The organism is Falsiroseomonas sp. CW058 (genome assembly GCF_050563535.1).
In the GTDB taxonomy this organism is placed as follows: Bacteria; Pseudomonadota; Alphaproteobacteria; order Acetobacterales; family Acetobacteraceae; genus Falsiroseomonas.
In genome coordinates this window covers 38,783-54,510 of sequence record NZ_JBNXUO010000015.1, presented here as the reverse complement: position 1 = coordinate 54,510, position 15,728 = coordinate 38,783, and the positions used below count along the sequence as shown (strand labels likewise).

Annotated in this window: 14 protein-coding genes; 10 read left to right on the top strand and 4 right to left on the bottom strand. The window is 73.9% G+C overall.

Features of this window, described 5'->3' with window-relative positions:
• Positions 1-3: 3 nt before the first annotated feature.
• Entirely contained in the window at positions 4-2,034 is a 2,031-nt protein-coding gene (locus tag ACK8OX_RS13655) for a M3 family metallopeptidase (RefSeq protein ID WP_430664685.1), read from the bottom strand.
• Between the two features lie 44 nt (positions 2,035-2,078).
• Positions 2,079-2,975 carry a polysaccharide deacetylase family protein gene (locus ACK8OX_RS13650; protein ID WP_430664684.1) on the bottom strand — a complete coding sequence of 299 codons (897 nt, stop codon included), beginning with the start codon at positions 2,973-2,975 and terminating at the stop codon, positions 2,079-2,081.
• 64 nt (positions 2,976-3,039) lie between these two features.
• On the opposite strand from ACK8OX_RS13650, the gene ACK8OX_RS13645 reads away from it, so the two are divergent.
• The 6 genes from ACK8OX_RS13645 (at position 3,040) to ACK8OX_RS13620 (ending at position 8,486) form a co-directional block, all read left to right on the top strand.
• Positions 3,040-4,479, top strand: a complete 1,440-nt coding sequence (locus tag ACK8OX_RS13645; protein WP_430664682.1) for an amidase — start codon at positions 3,040-3,042, stop codon at positions 4,477-4,479.
• 15 nt (positions 4,480-4,494) lie between these two features.
• Positions 4,495-5,376 carry a fumarylacetoacetate hydrolase family protein gene (locus tag ACK8OX_RS13640; RefSeq protein WP_430664681.1) on the top strand — a complete coding sequence of 294 codons (882 nt, stop codon included), beginning with the start codon at positions 4,495-4,497 and terminating at the stop codon, positions 5,374-5,376.
• Between the two features lie 56 nt (positions 5,377-5,432).
• Positions 5,433-6,404, top strand: a complete 972-nt coding sequence (locus tag ACK8OX_RS13635; protein ID WP_430664680.1) for a tripartite tricarboxylate transporter substrate binding protein — start codon at positions 5,433-5,435, stop codon at positions 6,402-6,404.
• Positions 6,405-6,467: 63 nt separating this feature from the next.
• On the top strand, positions 6,468-7,649 hold the full coding sequence (locus ACK8OX_RS13630) for a M20 family metallopeptidase (protein ID WP_430664679.1): 1,182 nt from the start codon (positions 6,468-6,470) through the stop codon (positions 7,647-7,649).
• A gap of 4 nt (positions 7,650-7,653) precedes the next feature.
• The gene (locus ACK8OX_RS13625) at positions 7,654-8,070 is read left to right on the top strand and encodes an acyl-CoA thioesterase (protein WP_430664678.1); all 417 of its coding nucleotides are present in this window, start codon (positions 7,654-7,656) and stop codon (positions 8,068-8,070) included.
• Positions 8,067-8,486: an acyl-CoA thioesterase gene (locus ACK8OX_RS13620; protein WP_430664677.1), complete on the top strand. Its 420-nt coding sequence runs from the start codon at positions 8,067-8,069 to the stop codon at positions 8,484-8,486. Before ACK8OX_RS13625 ends, ACK8OX_RS13620 begins: the two co-directional genes overlap by 4 nt.
• A 15-nt stretch (positions 8,487-8,501) precedes the next feature.
• Here ACK8OX_RS13620 and ACK8OX_RS13615 read toward each other — a convergent pair whose 3' ends face one another.
• Positions 8,502-9,467: a Bug family tripartite tricarboxylate transporter substrate binding protein gene (locus ACK8OX_RS13615; RefSeq protein WP_430664676.1), complete on the bottom strand. Its 966-nt coding sequence runs from the start codon at positions 9,465-9,467 to the stop codon at positions 8,502-8,504.
• Positions 9,468-9,582: 115 nt separating this feature from the next.
• Here ACK8OX_RS13615 and ACK8OX_RS13610 point away from each other — a divergent pair, with 115 nt between their 5' ends.
• The 4 genes from ACK8OX_RS13610 to ACK8OX_RS13595 all read left to right on the top strand — a co-directional run bounded on the left by ACK8OX_RS13610 (position 9,583) and on the right by ACK8OX_RS13595 (position 14,350).
• Positions 9,583-10,749 (top strand): diaminopropionate ammonia-lyase, encoded by a 1,167-nt coding sequence (locus tag ACK8OX_RS13610; protein WP_430664675.1) that lies wholly within the window; start codon positions 9,583-9,585, stop codon positions 10,747-10,749.
• Positions 10,750-10,823: 74 nt separating this feature from the next.
• The gene (locus tag ACK8OX_RS13605; protein ID WP_430664674.1) at positions 10,824-11,792 is read left to right on the top strand and encodes a Bug family tripartite tricarboxylate transporter substrate binding protein; all 969 of its coding nucleotides are present in this window, start codon (positions 10,824-10,826) and stop codon (positions 11,790-11,792) included.
• Positions 11,793-11,868: 76 nt separating this feature from the next.
• A complete protein-coding gene (locus tag ACK8OX_RS13600) occupies positions 11,869-13,272 on the top strand; it encodes a hypothetical protein (protein WP_430664673.1) in 1,404 nt (467 codons plus the stop codon).
• 73 nt (positions 13,273-13,345) lie between these two features.
• Positions 13,346-14,350, top strand: coding sequence for a tripartite tricarboxylate transporter substrate binding protein (locus tag ACK8OX_RS13595; protein WP_430664672.1), 1,005 nt, complete (start codon positions 13,346-13,348; stop codon positions 14,348-14,350).
• Positions 14,351-14,387: 37 nt separating this feature from the next.
• On the opposite strand, the gene ACK8OX_RS13590 is transcribed toward ACK8OX_RS13595, so the two are convergent.
• On the bottom strand, positions 14,388-15,641 hold the full coding sequence (locus ACK8OX_RS13590; protein ID WP_430664671.1) for an ABC transporter substrate-binding protein: 1,254 nt from the start codon (positions 15,639-15,641) through the stop codon (positions 14,388-14,390).
• Between the last annotated feature and the right edge of the window lie 87 nt (positions 15,642-15,728).

Genomic DNA, 15,728 nt, shown 5'->3' with positions numbered 1-15,728 from the left:
GGGCTACGCCGCCAGCCCGCGCTTCCTCAGCAGCGCATCCACCTTCGGCGCGCGGCCGCGGAACGCCATGTACAGCTCCATCGGGTCGCGCGTGTCGCCCGCCTCGAAGATGGATCTCAGCCGCGCCGCGAGGTCGGGGTGGAAGGGATCGCCCGCCTCCTCGAAGGCCTCGAACCCGTCGGCGTCCAGCACCTCGGCCCACAGGTAGAAGTAGTAGCCCGCGGCATAGCCGCCGCCGGCGAAGAGATGGCCGAAATGCACCGGGCGGTGACGCAGCCCGATAGCCTCCGGCATGCCGATCCCCGCGAGGAACTCCGCCTCGAAGGCATCGAGGTCCAGCGTCTCCGGCGCGGGATGGCGGTGCAGCGCCAGGTCGAGCAGGGCGGAGGCGACGTATTCCGCCGTCGCGAAGCCCTGGCCCTCGTTGCGGGCGGCCAGCAGCCTGTCCAGCATCGCCTCGGGCAGCGGCTCGCCCGTCTCATGGTGGCGGGCGTGCTCGCGCAGGGTCGCGGGCACGCTCAGCCAGTGTTCCATCACCTGGCTCGGGAACTCCACGAAGTCGCCGAGCACGGCGGTGCCGGACTGCGAGGGGTAGCGCGCGCGGCTCAGCAGCCCGTGCAGCGCGTGGCCGAATTCGTGGAACAGCGTCCGCGCCTCGTCGAAGGACAGCAGCACGGGGACGGATTTCGCGAGGTTGTTGTTGTTGACGACGATCGGCGCGGTGCCGCCATCCAGCCCGTCCGCCACGCGGAAGCTGCTCATCCACGCGCCGGACCGCTTGCCGCCGCGGGCGAAGTTGTCGAGCAGGAAGACCCCGCGATGCCCGCCATCCGCGTCCCGCACCTCGAAGGCGCGCAGGTCGGGGTGGTACAGGGGGATGTCGCGCCGTTCCTCGAACCGCACGCCGAACAGCCGCGTCGCCGTGCCGAACACCGCGCGCAGCATCGCCTCCAGCTCGAAATACGGCTTCAGCGCCGCGCCGTCGAAGTCGTGCCTCGCCCGCCGCGCGCGTTCCGCCCAGAAGCGCCAGTCCCAGGCCTCGATCGGGCCCTCCTGCCCGCCGGCGCGGGCGAGGGCGGCGAGTTCCTCGCGCTCCGCCTCGGCGCGGCGCCTCGCCGGCTCCCACGCCGCGCGCAGCAGGCTCTCCGCGGCCTCAGGCGTCCCCGCCATGCTGTCCACCAGGCGGTACTCGGCGAAATCCGCGTGGCCGAGCAGCCGCGCGCGTTCGGCGCGCAGCGCCAGGATGCGCTTCACCAGCGCGGCGTTGTCGCGTTCGGGGTGCAGCGCGCCGCGCGCCACCCAGGCGCGCCAGGCCGCCTCCCGCAGGTCGCGGCGCGCGGAGAAGGTCAGGAAGGGCTCGACCGAGGAGCGCGACAGGGTGACGACGTAGCCCTCCATCCCGCGTTCCCGTGCGGCTTCCCGCGCCGCATCTCGGGCGAAGCCAGGCAGGCCGTCGAGGTCGGCTTCCGCCAGGACCAGCTGCCAGTCGTTCTCGTCCGCCAGCACGTTCTGGCCGAAGCGGGTGTGGAGCGTCGCCAACTCGGTGGAGATCGCGGTCAGCCTCTCGCGCGCCGCGCCGTCCAGCGCCGCGCCGCTGCGCAGCAGGCGCAGGTGCAGCCGTTCCAACAGCCGGAGCTGGTCGTGCGCGAGGCCGAGCCCGCCGCGCGTCGCGTGCAGCGCCCCGACCCGGCGGAAGATGCCGGGATGCAGCGACATCTCCGTCCGGTGCCGGGCGAGCAGGGGCGCCCATTCCCGCTCCACGGCCTGCAGCGCCTCCCCGGCGCGGCTGAGCGTCAGGTTGAAGAAGACCGAGGCGGTGCGGGTCAGCGCCGCGCCCGCGCGTTCCAGCGCCTCCACCGTGTTGGCGAAGGACGGCGGCGCGGGGTCGGCCGCGATCGCCTCCACCTCGGCGCGGTGGGCGGCGACCGCATGGTCGAAGGCGGGCGGGAAGTGCTCCGGCCGGATGCGGTCGAAGGGGGGCACGCCGAAGGGCGTGTCCCAGGGGGCGAGCAGCGGGTTCGTGGGGTCCGTCATGCCCCCCCATCTGGCGCCGCCGCCCCCGGTGGTCCAGGGCCGGTTCAGGCCGCGTTGTCCCGGCACCAGCGCGCCGCCTGCTCATGCGTCGCGAACCACACGCCCGGCCGCGTCCTGATATGCGACACCAGGCGGTCCAGCAGCGCGATGCGGCTGCGGTGGCCGATGACATGCGGGTGCATGGTCAGCAGGAACATGCCGCCTTCGTCGTAGGCACCTTCGAACTCCGCGCGGAAGATCTCCTCCACCGCCGAAGGCGCGGTGTAGGGGCGCAGCGCGGAGAAGCGGACCATGTTGAAATACACCGCGTCGTCGCGGATCCATTCGGGCGGCAGTTCCACGATGCCGGTCGGCTCGCCGCCATCCATCAGCTCATAGGCGTCGTCATCGGCCATCAGGGAGCTGTCGTAGAGCAGCCCCATCTCCCTGATGATCGACATGGTGTCGACCGAGAAGTCCCAGGACGCGGTGCGGATGCCCACGGGGCGGCGGCCGCTGAGCTTCTCCAGCACATCCGCCGCGCGCAGCGTCAGGTCGCGCTCGACGCCCGGCGGCAGCTTGGTGTTGGCCTCGTGGATCCAGGAATGGATGCCGATCTCATGCCCTTCGCCCGCCACGCCGCGCACCTCGTCCGGGTGCAGCAGGGCGGAGACGGCGGGGTAGAAGAAGGTGGCGGGGATGGCGTGGCGCGCCAGCAGCGCGCGGATGCGCGGGATGCCCTGGCGGTTGCCGTACTGCCCCTGGCTGATGCGCATCGGGCTTTCGTCGGCGTCGCGCAGCGGGATGGTCTCGTGGTCCGCGTCGAAGGACAGCGCCACGCAGCAGCGCGCGCCGCCCGGCCATGCCTTCGGCCGCAGCGGCCGCCCGGCGCGGGCGCGGCCGACGATGTGGCGCCATTCCGGTTCCGACCATTCCCAGGGATTCGGGCTGCGGTCTGCCATGGGGTTTCCCTTGCTGTGCCGAGCCGCCATGCTGCGCCGGCATGTCGCACTCCGGAAGCCCCGCATGACGCAGCCCACCGATCCCGCGCTGATGACGGCGGAGCAGCTGCTCGCCCTCTACGCGCGCCGCGCGCTGAGCCCGGTGGAGGCGCTGCGCGCGGTGACGGAACGGGTGGCCCGCTACAACCCCTGGGTCAACGCCTTCGCCGCCATGAACCCGCGCGCGCTGCAGCAGGCGGGCGAGAGCGAGGCGCGCTGGATGGCCGGCCGCCCCCTCGGCCTGCTCGACGGCGTGCCGGCCACGGTGAAGGACCTGCTGAACATGGCGGGCTTCCCGACCCGCCGCGGCAGCCGCGCCACCGATGCGACGCCCGCAACCGAGGACGCGCCCGCCGTGCTCGGCCTGAAGCGGGAAGGCGCGGTCATCATCGGCAAGACCACGACGACGGAATTCGGCTGGAAGACGCCCGGCGACTGCCCGCTGCACGGCGTCACGCGCAACCCCTGGAACCCGCAGCGCACCCCGGGCGGCAGTTCCTCGGGCGCGGGGGCGGCGGGCGCGGCCTGCTTCGGGCCGCTGCATATCGGCACCGATGCCGGCGGGTCCATCCGCATCCCCGCCGCCTATTGCGGCCTGGTCGGCATGAAGCCGAGCTACGGGCGCATCCCGCAATGGCCGCATGGCGCCTTCTCCGCCGTCGCCTGCGCGGGGCCGATGACGCGCACCGTCACCGACGCCGCGCTGATGTTCTCCGCCATGGCGCGCTTCGACCTGCGCGACCCCGTCTGCCTGCCGGACGAGAAGCGGGACTGGCGCTGCGGGCTCGATGACGGGGTGAAGGGGCTGCGTGTGGCGATCGTCCGCAGCTTCGGCTTCCAGCCGCCGCTCGACCTGGAAGGGGAAGCCGCGCTGCGCGTCGCCGCCACCCTTCTGATGGAGGCGGGCGCCACGGTGGAGGAGGCGGACCCCGAGATGCCGGATGCGCGCGCCATCTTCTCCCGCGTGTGGGGGGTGGCAATGGCCCGGCTGTGGGACCAGACGCCGGAGGACAGGCGCGACCTGCTCGACCCCGGCATCGGCGATGTCGCGCGCCAGATGGGCGGCATGGGCGCGGCCGATTTCCTCGGCGCCGACATGCTGCGCCTGCAGGCCGCCCACGCGATGGCGCGCTTCCACCAGCGCTACGACCTGGTGCTGACCGCCTGCACCCCCACCGCCGCCTTCGACGCCGACACGCCGACGCTGAAGCCCGCCGAGGCGCTGTGGCGCGACTGGGCGCCCTGGACCTTCGCCTTCAACCTGACCCGCCAGCCCGCCATTGCGGTGCCGGTCGGGCTCGACGAATCGGGCATGCCGCGGGCCGTGCAGGTGGCGGCCGCGCTCTACCGCGACGACCTGGCGCTTCGCGCCGCCCGCGCGCTGGAACGCGCGGCGAGCCTGCCCCTCGCCAACCCCGACGAGACAGGGCAGATGCAGCCTCCAGGCCGCCATACGGTGAACTGAGGAGAGGACCCCCTGATGCGTCTCGTGACCTTCCGCCGCCCCGACGGGTCCGGTGCCGCGCCCGGCATGCTGGACGATGCGGGCCGGGTGCGGGACCTCGCGGCGGCCGATGCGACGCTGCCGGCCACCCTTCTCGACCTCATCCGCGGCGGGGCCGGTGCGCTGGACGCGGCGCGCGGCGCGGCGGGGAAGGCCCCGGTGGTCGCGGATGCGGTGCTGCTCGCGCCCATCCCGCGGCCGGGCAGGAACATCTTCTGCGTCGGCAAGAACTACCGCGAGCACGCGAAGGAATTCGCCAGCTCCGGCTTCGACGCCACCGCGAAGGAGGTGGAGCCGGAATTCCCCGTCGTCTTCACCAAGCCGCCGAGTTCCGTCATCGGCCCGGGCGAGCCCATCCCCGCCCATCTCGACCCGACCGGCAGCACCGACTACGAGGGCGAACTGGCGGTGGTGATCGGCACGGGGGGGCGGGGGATCCGCAGGGCCGACGCGCTGGCCCATGTCTTCGGCTACACCATCGTCAACGACGTCACCGCCCGCACGCTGCAGCAGCGCCACCGGCAATGGGTGCTGGGCAAGGGCATCGACGGCTTCTGCCCGATGGGCCCCGCCATCCTCACCGCCGACGCGGTCCCGGACCCCGCGGCGCTGCGCCTGACCACGCAGGTGAACGGCGAGAAGCGGCAGGATGCCCCCGTCGCCGACCTGATCTTCGACATCCCGACGCTGATCGAATGCATCAGCGCGGGCATCACGCTCGAACCCGGGGACATCATCGCCACCGGCACGCCCGCCGGCGTTGGCATCGGCTTCCGTCCGCCGGTCTTCCTGAAGCCGGGCGACCTGGTGCGCATCGAGGTCGCGGGCATCGGCGTGCTGGAGAACCGCGTGGCCTGACCCGCCCGCCGCGCCACCGCGCACGAACGGGCCAACCCGAGGGGAGAACGCCAGACATGCACCGCCGCACGCTGCTCGCCGCCGCCGCGCTGCCGCTCGCGCCCGCCGCCCTGGCGCAGGCGACCGAGTTTCCGACCCGTTCCATCACCATGGTCGTGCCCTTCCCGCCGGGCGGGCAGGCGGACCTCGCCGCGCGGCCCACCGCGGCGGCGATGGAGCGCATCCTGCGCCAGCCCGTCGTGGTGCAGAACCGCGGTGGCGCGGCCGGCGCGATCGGCAACGCCTTCGTCGCCCGCAGCGCGCCGGATGGCTACACGCTGGTGATGGCGCTGTCCTCTCTCGCCGTGATCCCGGAGGCGGAGCGCCTGTTCAACCGCCCGCCCCCCTACACGGCCGACCAGTTCGCCCCGGTCGCGCTGGTGAACGCCGATCCCACGATGCTGGCCGTTCCCGCCACCGCACCCTGGCGCACGATGGAGGAATTCGTCGCCGCCGCCCGCGCCAACCCGGGCAGCATCCCCTACGGCTCCTCCGGCACCTACGGCACGCTGCATGTCGCGATGGAGATGCTGGCGGCCTCCGCCGGCATCCGGCTGCTGCACGTGCCCTTCCAGGGGGCGGGCCCGGCCATCACCGCCCTGCTCGGCGGGCAGATCCAGGCGCTTGCCTCCGCCCCCGGCACGCTGACGCAGCATGCGCGGGACGGCCGGCTCCGCGTGCTGGGCTGCTGGGGGCGCGACAGGGTGCCCGCCTTCCCGGACGTGCCCACCTTCATCGAGAAGGGCTTCGCCGATGTGGAGTTCTACATCTGGGCCGGCCTGTTCGCCCCGGCGGGCACGCCCGCCCCGGTGATGGGCCGCCTGCGCGATGCGGTGCGCCAGGCCGTGCAGGACCCGCAGCTCGTGCAGGCCTTCAACGCCGCGGGCGCGCCGGTGGCCTACATGGATGCTCCGGACTTCGCCCGCTTCTTCGCCGAGGACAGCGCGCGGCTGGTGCGCGCCGTCGGTCGTATCGGCCGCGTGGAGTAGCGCGGGGACCCTTCCCGGCGGCGTGCGGCGATGGCAGCCTCGGCCGCCGGAGAAGGAGCCGACATGCCGAACCCCGAGACCGAGATCCTCGCCTGGCTCGCCGCCCAGAAGGGCGCCATGCTCGACGCGCTGCGCGAGATGGTGGACACCGACGGCGGCAGCTACGACAAGGAAGGGGTGGACCGGGTCGGCGCGCAGGTCGCGCGCTTCATGGCCGCGCAGGGCATCCCGGTGGAGACCCTGCCGCAGCCCCGCTTCGGCGACTGCCTGCGCGCCACCGTCGATGACGGCAGCGGCACCGGCGGCGGCAACGACCGGCGCAACATCGTCCTGATGGGCCACCGCGACACCGTCTTCCCGAAGGGCGAGCCCGCGCGCCGCCCCTTCACGATCGACGGCGACCGCGCCTATGGCCCCGGCGTCGCCGACATGAAGGCGGGGCTGGTGATGAACATGTTCGTCCTCGCCGCCTTCCGGAAGTTCGGCGGCGCGCCCGGCCCGCTGGTCGGGCTGTTCACCGGCGACGAGGAGATCGGCTCCCCCGAGGGCCGCCCGGTGATCGAGGCGGAGGCGCGGTCCGCACGCGCCGTGTTCAATTCCGAACCCGGCCGGCCGAACAACGGCATCGTCACCGGCCGCAAGGGCGGCGTCTTCTCGGTCTTCGACATCGAGGGCAAGGCCGCGCATTCGGGCGGCAACTTCGAGCAGGGCGTCAGCGCCATCGGGGAACTCGCCGCCAAGATCACCGCGATCCATGCGCTGACCGACCTCTCGCGCGGGATCACGCTGAATGTCGGCCTCGTCTCCGGCGGGCAGAGCGTGAACACGGTCGCGCCCCACGCGCAGGGCCAGATCGACCTCCGCTATGTCGAGCCCGCCGACCGCGAGGAGGTGATGGCGAAGATCGAGGCGATCGTGGCGCGCAGCCACGTCCCCGGCACGCGCGCGACGCTGACGATCAAGGGCGAGTTCCTGCCGCTGACGCAGACGCCTGCGGCGGCGAAGCTGTTCCATCTCTACGAGGGCGCGGCGAGGGACAGCGGCTTCGCGACCTCCGGCGAGTTCTCCGGCGGCTGCGCCGATTCCGGCTTCACCGCCGCGGTCGGCGCGCCGACGCTCTGCGCCGTGGGGCCGGTGGGCGGCAAGGCGCACAGCCCGGAGGAATACCTCGAGATCGGCAGCCTGGTGCCCCGCGCCCAGGCCCTGGCGCGGTCCATCCTGCGCCTCGACGCGACCGGGCTCTGAGGGGATGGAGGACCGTCCCCCCGCGCAGGACGCTCCGCCCGAGGAAGCGCCGCTGCTGCGCACCATCGCGATGCCGGCCGATGCCAACCCATCGGGCGACATCTTCGGCGGCTGGCTGCTGGGGCTCATGGACCTGGCCGGCGGCAATGCGGCGATGCGCCGCGCGCGCGGGCGGGTGGCGACCATCGCGGTGGACGGCATGGTGTTCCACCGCCCGGTGCTGGTGGGCGACGAGGTGAGCATCTATGCCCGCGTCATCGGCGTGGGGAACACCTCCATGCGCGTGCGGATCGAGGCCTGGCGCCGCCGCCTGGCGGAGGACGCGATGGAGCAGGTGACGGAGGGCACCTTCACCTTCGTCGCCATCGATTCCGAGCGGAAGCCGCGCCCCGTGCCCTCGGGCGAGGTCGCGCATCCGTGAATCCCGCCGAATGGACGATCCTGCGCCCCCAGGTGATCCGCTGGGCGCAATGCGACCTCTACGGCCATGTCAACCACACGGCCTACCTGACGATGTTCGAGGACCTGCGCGTGGACCACTGGCAGGCGGTGGCGGGCGCCCGCATCTCGCCCGACCGCCCCGGCCCGGTGGTCGCGCAGATCGAGGCGCGCTACCTCCGCGCCGTCGGCTTCGGGGACGAGGTGGTGCTGGGCTGCCGCACCGTCGCGCTGCGCCGCACGTCGTACACGCAGGACTATGTGCTGTGGAAGGACGCCGAGCCCTGCGTCACCGCCCGCAGCGTGGTCGTCGTGACGCGCCAGGACACCGGCGCGAAGGTGCCGCTGCCGCCGGAGATCAGGGCGAGGCTCATCGCGGAAGGCGCGCGGGAGGAGTAGGCGGCCCGCGCCGCCTCATCCTTCCCGCCAGGGGCGGCGCCGCCACAGGCCCTGGATCGCCTCGTGGTCGGCGCGCATCATCGCGCGGTACTCGTCGCCGATCAGTGCCCGCATCGGCATCCCCGTGCGCTCGGCCTCCGCCACCATCGCGGGGTCGGCCAGCGCCTCCCGGAAGGCGTCGCGGAGGCGGGCCACGATCTCGGCCGGCATGCCCGGCGGGCCGGCGATGCCGCGGGCGCTGCCGCCCATCGCGTCGAAGCCCTGTTCGCGGAAGGTCGGCACCTCCCCGGTCGGGGCCCAGCGCGCCGGGCCGCCCTGGCCGAGGCAGCGGATGCGCCCGTCGCGCAGCAGGGGCAGCCCCTCGCTCATGTTCAGGCTGCCGATCGGCAGGCTGCCGCCCAGCATGTCGCGCATCACCGGTGCGGTGCCGCTGTACGGCACATGCAGCAGCCGCACGCCGGCCGCCTCCTCGAAGGCGAGTTGCAGGAGGTGGTCGTCGGAGCCGATTCCGGCGGTGCCGACGCCGATCGTCTCCGGCGCGCGGCGCGCGGCCTCCCGCAGGTCGGCCAGTGTCCGCCAGGGGCTGTCGGCGCGCACCCAGAAGCCGCCGGGGTCGTCCACCACATTGGCGATGTAGGTGAAGTCCTCCGGCCGGTAGCGCGGGCGGCGTTCCACCGCGATGGCGTGCATGGCGGTGTTGGTGACCGCGCCGATCGTGTAGCCGTCCGGCGCCGCGTTGAAGATCGCCTCGAAGCCGATCTGCCCCGCGGCGCCGGCGCGGTTGACGATGGCGAAGCGCGCGCCGGGCAGGCGCGGCTGCACGTATTGCACGATGGGCCGCACCATGTTGTCCACGCCGCCGCCGGGCGGGAAGGGGACCACGACCTCGATCGGACGGTCGGCGGGCCAGGCGGCCTGCGCGATGCGCGGCGCGGCGAGCAGGCCGGCGGCGGCGCCGAACAGCAGGCGTCGGGTGGTCATGGCGGCGCGTCCCCCCTGGGTCGTTGCCCGCATCCTCGCCCATCGCGGCCCCGCCCGGCAAGCCGCGGCCCCTGCGGAGTTGCAGGCCGGATGGGGCGGGGGCATCGTCCGCCGCATGATCCCAGCCCGCCCCTACCGCCTGCTGATCAACCGCCGCCACGGCACCCCCGGCGTCGTCGTGCTGCCCGAAGGCGGCTTCCGCCGCGCCCGCGCCGAGATCGAGTCCTGGCCCGGCCACGCGCCGACGCCGCTCCGCCCGCTGGACGAGGTGGCACACGCCACCCGCGTCGCGGCCGTCCACTACAAGGATGAAGGGGGACGCTTCGGCCTGGGCTCCTTCAAGGCGCTCGGCGGCGCCTATGCGGTGGCGAAGCTGCTGGTCGGCGAACTCGCCCGCCGCGGCGTCGCGGCCCATGCGACGACGAAGGAACTGGAAGCGGGCGCGCATCGCGACGCCGCGCGCGGCATCACCGTCACCTGCGCGACGGACGGCAACCACGGCCGTTCCGTCGCCTGGGGGGCGCAGCGCTTCGGCTGCCGCTGCGTGATCTTCGTGCATGAGACGGTGAGCCAGGGCCGCCGCGACGCCATCGCCCGCTACGGCGCCGAGATCCGCGTGGTCCCCGGCACCTATGACGACGCGGTGCGCGAGGCCGCCCGCACGGCCGAGCGCGAGGGATGGTTCGTCGTCTCCGACACCTCCTACCCCGGCTACACCGAGATCCCGCGCGACGTGATGCAGGGCTACCGCGTGATGGCGGAGGAGGCGCTGGACGCGCTGGACCAGCCGCCGACCCATGCCTTCGTCCCCGGCGGGGTCGGCGGCGTCGCGGCCGCGGTGTCGGTCCAGCTGCGCGCCCGGCACGGCGACCGGGTGAAGCTGGTGGTGGCCGAGCCCGAGAAGGCCGCCTGCCTGCTGGCCAGCGCCGAGGCGGGGGAGGCGGTTTCGGTCCCGGGCGAGCTGGACACGCTGATGGCCGGGCTGGCCTGCGGCGAGCCCAGCCTGCTCGCCTGGCAGGAGCTGGAGCGCGGCGCGGCGGCCTTCATGGCGGTGCCGGATGCCAGCGCGGTGGACTGCATGCGGCTGCTGGCGCGGCGCGACCCGCCGGTGGTCGCGGGCGAAAGCGCGGTGGCCGGCCTCGCCGCCTTCCTGCTGGTGGCGGAGGACCCGCTCTCTCGCGCGATGCTCGGCCTCGACGCCGACAGCCGCGTGCTGGTCTTCGGGACCGAGGGCGCCACCGACCCCGAGCTGTACGCAAGGCTGACAGCGTCGGACGATTGACGCGGCGGCGGCGCGGCGGCAACCGGGCGGCGCCTGGCGCGATGGCGCAGGCACCATCCGGAGTGTGATCGACGATGTTCCGCCGCCCCCTTCTCGGCGCCGCGCTTGCCGCCCCCTTCCTTCGCCCCGCCGCCGCGCAGACGGCCTGGCCCGCCCAGCCGCTGCGCCTGATCGTGCCCTTCGCGGCCGGCGGCCCGACCGACATCCCCGCCCGGCTCTTCGCCGAGCGGATGGGCGAGTTCCTGCCGAACCGCGTGGTGGTTGAGAACCGCACCGGCGCGGGCGTGGTGGTGGGCACCGATGCCGTCGCCAAGGCCCCGAAGGACGGGCTGACGATGCTCTACACCACCGTCGCCCATGCCTCGCTGCGGCCGCTCTTCCCGCGCCTGCCCTTCGATCCGGTGGCGGATTTCGTGCCGGTCGCCCTGGTCGGCGTCATCCCGATGGTGGTGACGGTGAACAAGGACCTCCGCGCCGCCAACATGCGGGACCTGCAGGCCCGCCTGCGCGAGGCGCGCGGCGGGCTCGACTACGCCTCCTCCGGCAATGGCGGCGCGCTGCACCTGGCGACGGAGCTGATGCTGCGGCGCATGGGCGTCAGCGGCAACCACATCCCCTATCGCGGCACCGCCGCGGCGATGCCGGACGTGCTGAACGGCACCATCCCGCTCATCGTCGATGTCGCGACGTCGGCCGTGCCATTCGTGCAGCGGGGCGAGACGCGGGCGCTGGCGGTGATGGACGACCGCCGCCTGCCGCAGCTGCCCGACGTGCCGACCACGGCCGAAGCCGGTTTCCCGGACCTCACCGCCTTCACCTGGCACATGGTGCTGGCGCCGGCGGGCACCCCGGCCGAGGTGGTGGCCGCCGCCAATGCCGCCTTCAACCGCGCCGCCGCGCAGGATGCGGTGAAGCAGCGCCTCGGCGACCTCGCGATGCGGCTGGTCGCCGATTCGACCCCCGCATCGGCGGCCGAATGGCTGCGCGCCGAGACGGCGAAGTGGGAAGGCCTGATCCGCGAGGCGAACATCCGCGTGGAGTGACCCGGCCGGCGCCGCCGCGGCGCAACTTCCACACGCGATCCAGAGTTGCTGGACGACGAGCAACCCTGGATCCGCCGTGACGCAACTGCCCTGGATCGCCCGTGCCGCCGGCACGCCCTACTTCATCGACGAGGCCGGGCGGGACTGGACGCCGATGGGCCAGAACGACGCGATCACCTGGCCCGAGCTTGCCGCCCTGTACCGCCGGCGCGACCTGCCGGCGGTGGAGCGCCACCTGCGGCACCTGCGCGACCACGGCGTGACGGTGCTGCGCCTCATGCTCGAATACACCCACCGCGAGCACCGCTACCTGGAACGGCCGGCGGGCCGCTTCGTGCCGGCGATGGTGCGGCTGTGGGACGACCTCGTCGCGCTGTGCCGCAGCACGGGGATGCGCCTGCTGCTGACGCCCTTCGACACCTTCTTCCTGTGGCGCCGCTGGCGCTTCCATCCCTATGCGCGGGAGAATGGCGGGCCCTGCGCGTCGCGGCGCCGCCTGCTGACCTGCCGTGCGACGCGCGAGTTGGTGAAGGCGCGGCTCGCCTTCGCATCCGAACGCTGGGGCGGGGACGGGACTGTCTTTGCCTGGGACCTCTGGAACGAGATGCACCCCGCGCAGGGCGGCGACGACCCGGCGAGCTTCGCCGACTTCATCGACGATGTCGGCCCCTGGCTGCGCGAGCACGAGACGCGCGCGCATGGGCGGGCGCATCTGCAATGCGTGTCGGTGTTCGGGCCGGAACTCGGCTGGAAGCCGGCGATCCGGGAGCCGATCTTCCGCCACCCCGCGCTCGACTTCGCCTCCTCGCATTTCTACGAGGAGGGCACCATCGACGACCCGCGCGACACGGTGGCCCCCGCCCTGGCCTGCGGCCGCCTGACGCGGGAGGCGCTGGCCGAGATCGCCGACGACCGCCCCTTCCTGGATTCCGAGCACGGGCCCATCCACACCTTCAAGGACCGTCACCGCACGCTGCCGGAAGCCTTCGACGACGAGTATTTCCGCCACATGCAATGGGCGCACCTGGCATCCGGCGGGGCGGGCGGCGGCATGCGCTGGCCGAACCGCCACCCGCATGTGCTGACCGGCGGGATGCGCCGCGCGCAGCGCGCCATGGCGGGCTTCCTGCCGCTGCTGGAATGGTCCCGGCTGCGCCGGCGCAACCTGAACGAGGAGATCGAGGTCACGACCCCCGGCATCGCTGCCTTCGGTTGCGGCGATGCGGAACAGGCGGTGGTCTGGCTGCTGCGCCGTGGCCCCTTCGCGCCCGATGGAAGGCTGGACCCGGCGGTGGCGGGGCCGGTGGAGTTGCGCGTGCCGGGCCTTGCCCCCGGTTCCTGGTCCGTCGCGTGCTGGGACACGCGCGAGGGGCGCGAAGTGGCGCGCATCACCGCAACGGCAACCGGCAACGGCGTGGCCGCGGTCACGCTGCCCGCCATGGGGGGCGACATGGCCCTTGCATGGCGCGCCGGTCATTGACACCGCGCCCCCGCCCCCCCATCCGTTGCATGTCCAATGCAAGCGGCCCGACGAGGCCGGGGGAGAGACGTCCATGAGCACGCCGCAGATCGGCCGCCGCCACATCCTCGCGCTCGGCGCCGGCGCGCTCGCCGCGCCCGGCCTGCTGACGCGCCCGGCCGGCGCGCAGCCCGCCGCATGGCCGACCCAGCCGACGCGGATGATCGTGCCCTTCGCCGCGGGCGGCCCGACCGACATCCCCGCGCGGCTGCTCGCCGACGAGATGTCGAAGACGCTGCCGCACCGCGTGGTGGTGGAGAACCGCACGGGGTCCGGCGTGGTGATCGGCACCGACCTGGTGGCGAAGGGCCCGCAGGACGGCACCACCATCCTCTACACCACCGTCGCCCATGCGGTGACGCGCGCGATGTTCCCGCGCCTGCCCTTCGACCCGGTGGGCGACTTCACGCCGGTGGCGCTGGTGGGGCAGGTGCCGGTGATCCTGCTGGTGAACAACAACTTCCCCGCCCGCAACGTGCAGGAATTCGTTCGCGTCCTGCGGGAGAATCCGGGGCGCTACGACTACGCCTCCTCCGGCAACGGCGGCGCGGTGCACCTGGCGACGGAGCTGTTCCTCCATGCGGCGGGCGGGCTGCGCGCCAACCACATCCCCTTCCGCGGCTCCTCCGCCGCCATGCCCGAGGTGCTGTCGGGCCGCATCCCTATGATCTTCGACATCGCCGCCTCCGCGCTGCCCTATGCGCGGTCGGGCGAGTTGCGGGCGCTCGCGATCAGCACGAAGGAACGCTCGCCGCTCGCGCCGAACATCCCGACCTTCATCGAACAGGGCGTCGCCGGCTACGAGGCCTATACCTGGCACATGGTGCTGGTGCGGTCCGGCACGCCGCAGCCGGTGGTGGACGCGATCAACCGTTCGGTCAACGCCGCCGTGAACCTGCCGGCGGTGCGCGCGCGGCTGACGGAACTGGCCATGCAGGTCGTGCCCGACAGCACCCCGGCCTCCGCCGCCGACTATCTCCGCAGCGAGATCGGCGTGTGGGAGCCGCTGGTGCGCGCCGCCAACATCCGCGCCGACTGAGGCGGACGTGCCGGCGCGGCGCCCCGGCGCCGCGCCTTCAACCGCCGAGCCGCGGCACCGGGTCCGCCACCGCGGCGGGGCCGGGATGCACCACCACCTGCCGCAGCCCCTGCGGCCCCGCCTGCCACTGGCACAGCAGCGGCCGCGCGCGCTGGTTCTGCCCGCGTTCGTCGAAGCGTGCCCCCCAGCCGGTGGGGGTCGTGCCCTCCGGCTGGTCGGTGGCGAGGAGGGCGGCGCGGACGCGTTCCTTTTCCGGCCCGCCCGCGCGCTGCATCGCGTCGAGGAAGATGCGCGCGCCGACGAAGCAGGCCATGCCGTGGCCCGACCGCGGCTCCGCCCCGTAGCGCCGCAGATAGGCCTCGGCGAAGGCGCGCGCGCCGGGCGCCACGCGCTCATTCACCTCGAAGGGCGTGAGGTCGGCGCTCATCGCGCCGCGCAGCGCATCGCCGAGGCTCCGCGCCGTCTCCGCCAGGCCGTAGCCGCCTGCGGTGCCGACCACCATGCGCGGCTGCCAGCCCGCGTCGCGCAGCGCGCGGAACAGCAGCGCCTCGTCGCCCGGCGCGCCGGTGTGCAGCACCACCTCCGCCTCCTGCCCGCGCAGGCGCTGCACGGCGGCGTTGAGGTCCGCCGCGCGGGGCGCATAGGCGATGCGCTCCACCAGCGTCAGGCCGCGCGCGCGGATCATCGCCTCCTGCGCGGTGGCGACGGACTGGCCGCCCGGCGCCTCCTCCTGCGCGATGGCAAGGCGCAGCCGCTCGGGCGCGATGCCGAACGCGGGCGCCAGCACCTCGACCACGGCGGCAAGCGAGGTCGCGGCGAAGTCCGCCGCCCGCGGCGAGGCGCGGAACACCCAGCGGAATCCGCGCTCCAGCAGCCCGTCGCCGATCGCGCCGAGTTCGAAGAAGGGCACGCCCGCGACCTCGGCGACCTGGGAGGCGGGCAGCGCCACGGCGGAGGCGAAGCTGCCGAAGATCGCGCTCACCCGCTCGGCGCCCGCGACCAGGCGGCGCGCCTCGGCGGCGGCCGCCGGCTCGTCTGCCGCGTCGGCCCGCACCAGGCGCAGCGGCCGCCCGAACAGGCCGCCGGCCGCGTTCCGCTCCTCCACCGCCAGCTCGACGCCGCGGAAGCTCTCGTCGCCGAGCACGGCGAGGCTGCCGGAAAGGGGGAAGATCGCGCCGATGCGGAGTTCCGCCGGCGCCTGCGCCCGCGCCGGGCGCGGCGCCCCCGCTGGAAGCGTCCCGAGCGCCGCGCCGGCCATCGCGCCGAAGCCTCGGCGACCGATGCCCTGCATGCCGAAATCATCCCCAAGCCCGCGGCCGCGACCCTCACACGCCGCGCGCCGCGCGCGCAACCCCGCGGATCGACCGTTCCCGCCGGC

Bases quoted from the DNA above. Each gene is read 5' to 3' on its own strand.
- ACK8OX_RS13655 (WP_430664685.1), bottom strand. From the start codon at position 2,034: ATGACGGACCCCACGAACCCGCTGCTCGCCCCCTGGGACACGCCCTTC.
- ACK8OX_RS13650 (WP_430664684.1), bottom strand. From the start codon at position 2,975: ATGGCAGACCGCAGCCCGAATCCCTGGGAATGGTCGGAACCGGAATGG.
- ACK8OX_RS13645 (WP_430664682.1), top strand. From the start codon at position 3,040: ATGACGCAGCCCACCGATCCCGCGCTGATGACGGCGGAGCAGCTGCTC.
- ACK8OX_RS13640 (WP_430664681.1), top strand. From the start codon at position 4,495: ATGCGTCTCGTGACCTTCCGCCGCCCCGACGGGTCCGGTGCCGCGCCC.
- ACK8OX_RS13635 (WP_430664680.1), top strand. From the start codon at position 5,433: ATGCACCGCCGCACGCTGCTCGCCGCCGCCGCGCTGCCGCTCGCGCCC.
- ACK8OX_RS13630 (WP_430664679.1), top strand. From the start codon at position 6,468: ATGCCGAACCCCGAGACCGAGATCCTCGCCTGGCTCGCCGCCCAGAAG.
- ACK8OX_RS13625 (WP_430664678.1), top strand. From the start codon at position 7,654: ATGGAGGACCGTCCCCCCGCGCAGGACGCTCCGCCCGAGGAAGCGCCG.
- ACK8OX_RS13615 (WP_430664676.1), bottom strand. From the start codon at position 9,467: ATGACCACCCGACGCCTGCTGTTCGGCGCCGCCGCCGGCCTGCTCGCC.
- ACK8OX_RS13610 (WP_430664675.1), top strand. From the start codon at position 9,583: ATGATCCCAGCCCGCCCCTACCGCCTGCTGATCAACCGCCGCCACGGC.
- ACK8OX_RS13605 (WP_430664674.1), top strand. From the start codon at position 10,824: ATGTTCCGCCGCCCCCTTCTCGGCGCCGCGCTTGCCGCCCCCTTCCTT.
- ACK8OX_RS13595 (WP_430664672.1), top strand. From the start codon at position 13,346: ATGAGCACGCCGCAGATCGGCCGCCGCCACATCCTCGCGCTCGGCGCC.
- ACK8OX_RS13590 (WP_430664671.1), bottom strand. From the start codon at position 15,641: ATGCAGGGCATCGGTCGCCGAGGCTTCGGCGCGATGGCCGGCGCGGCG.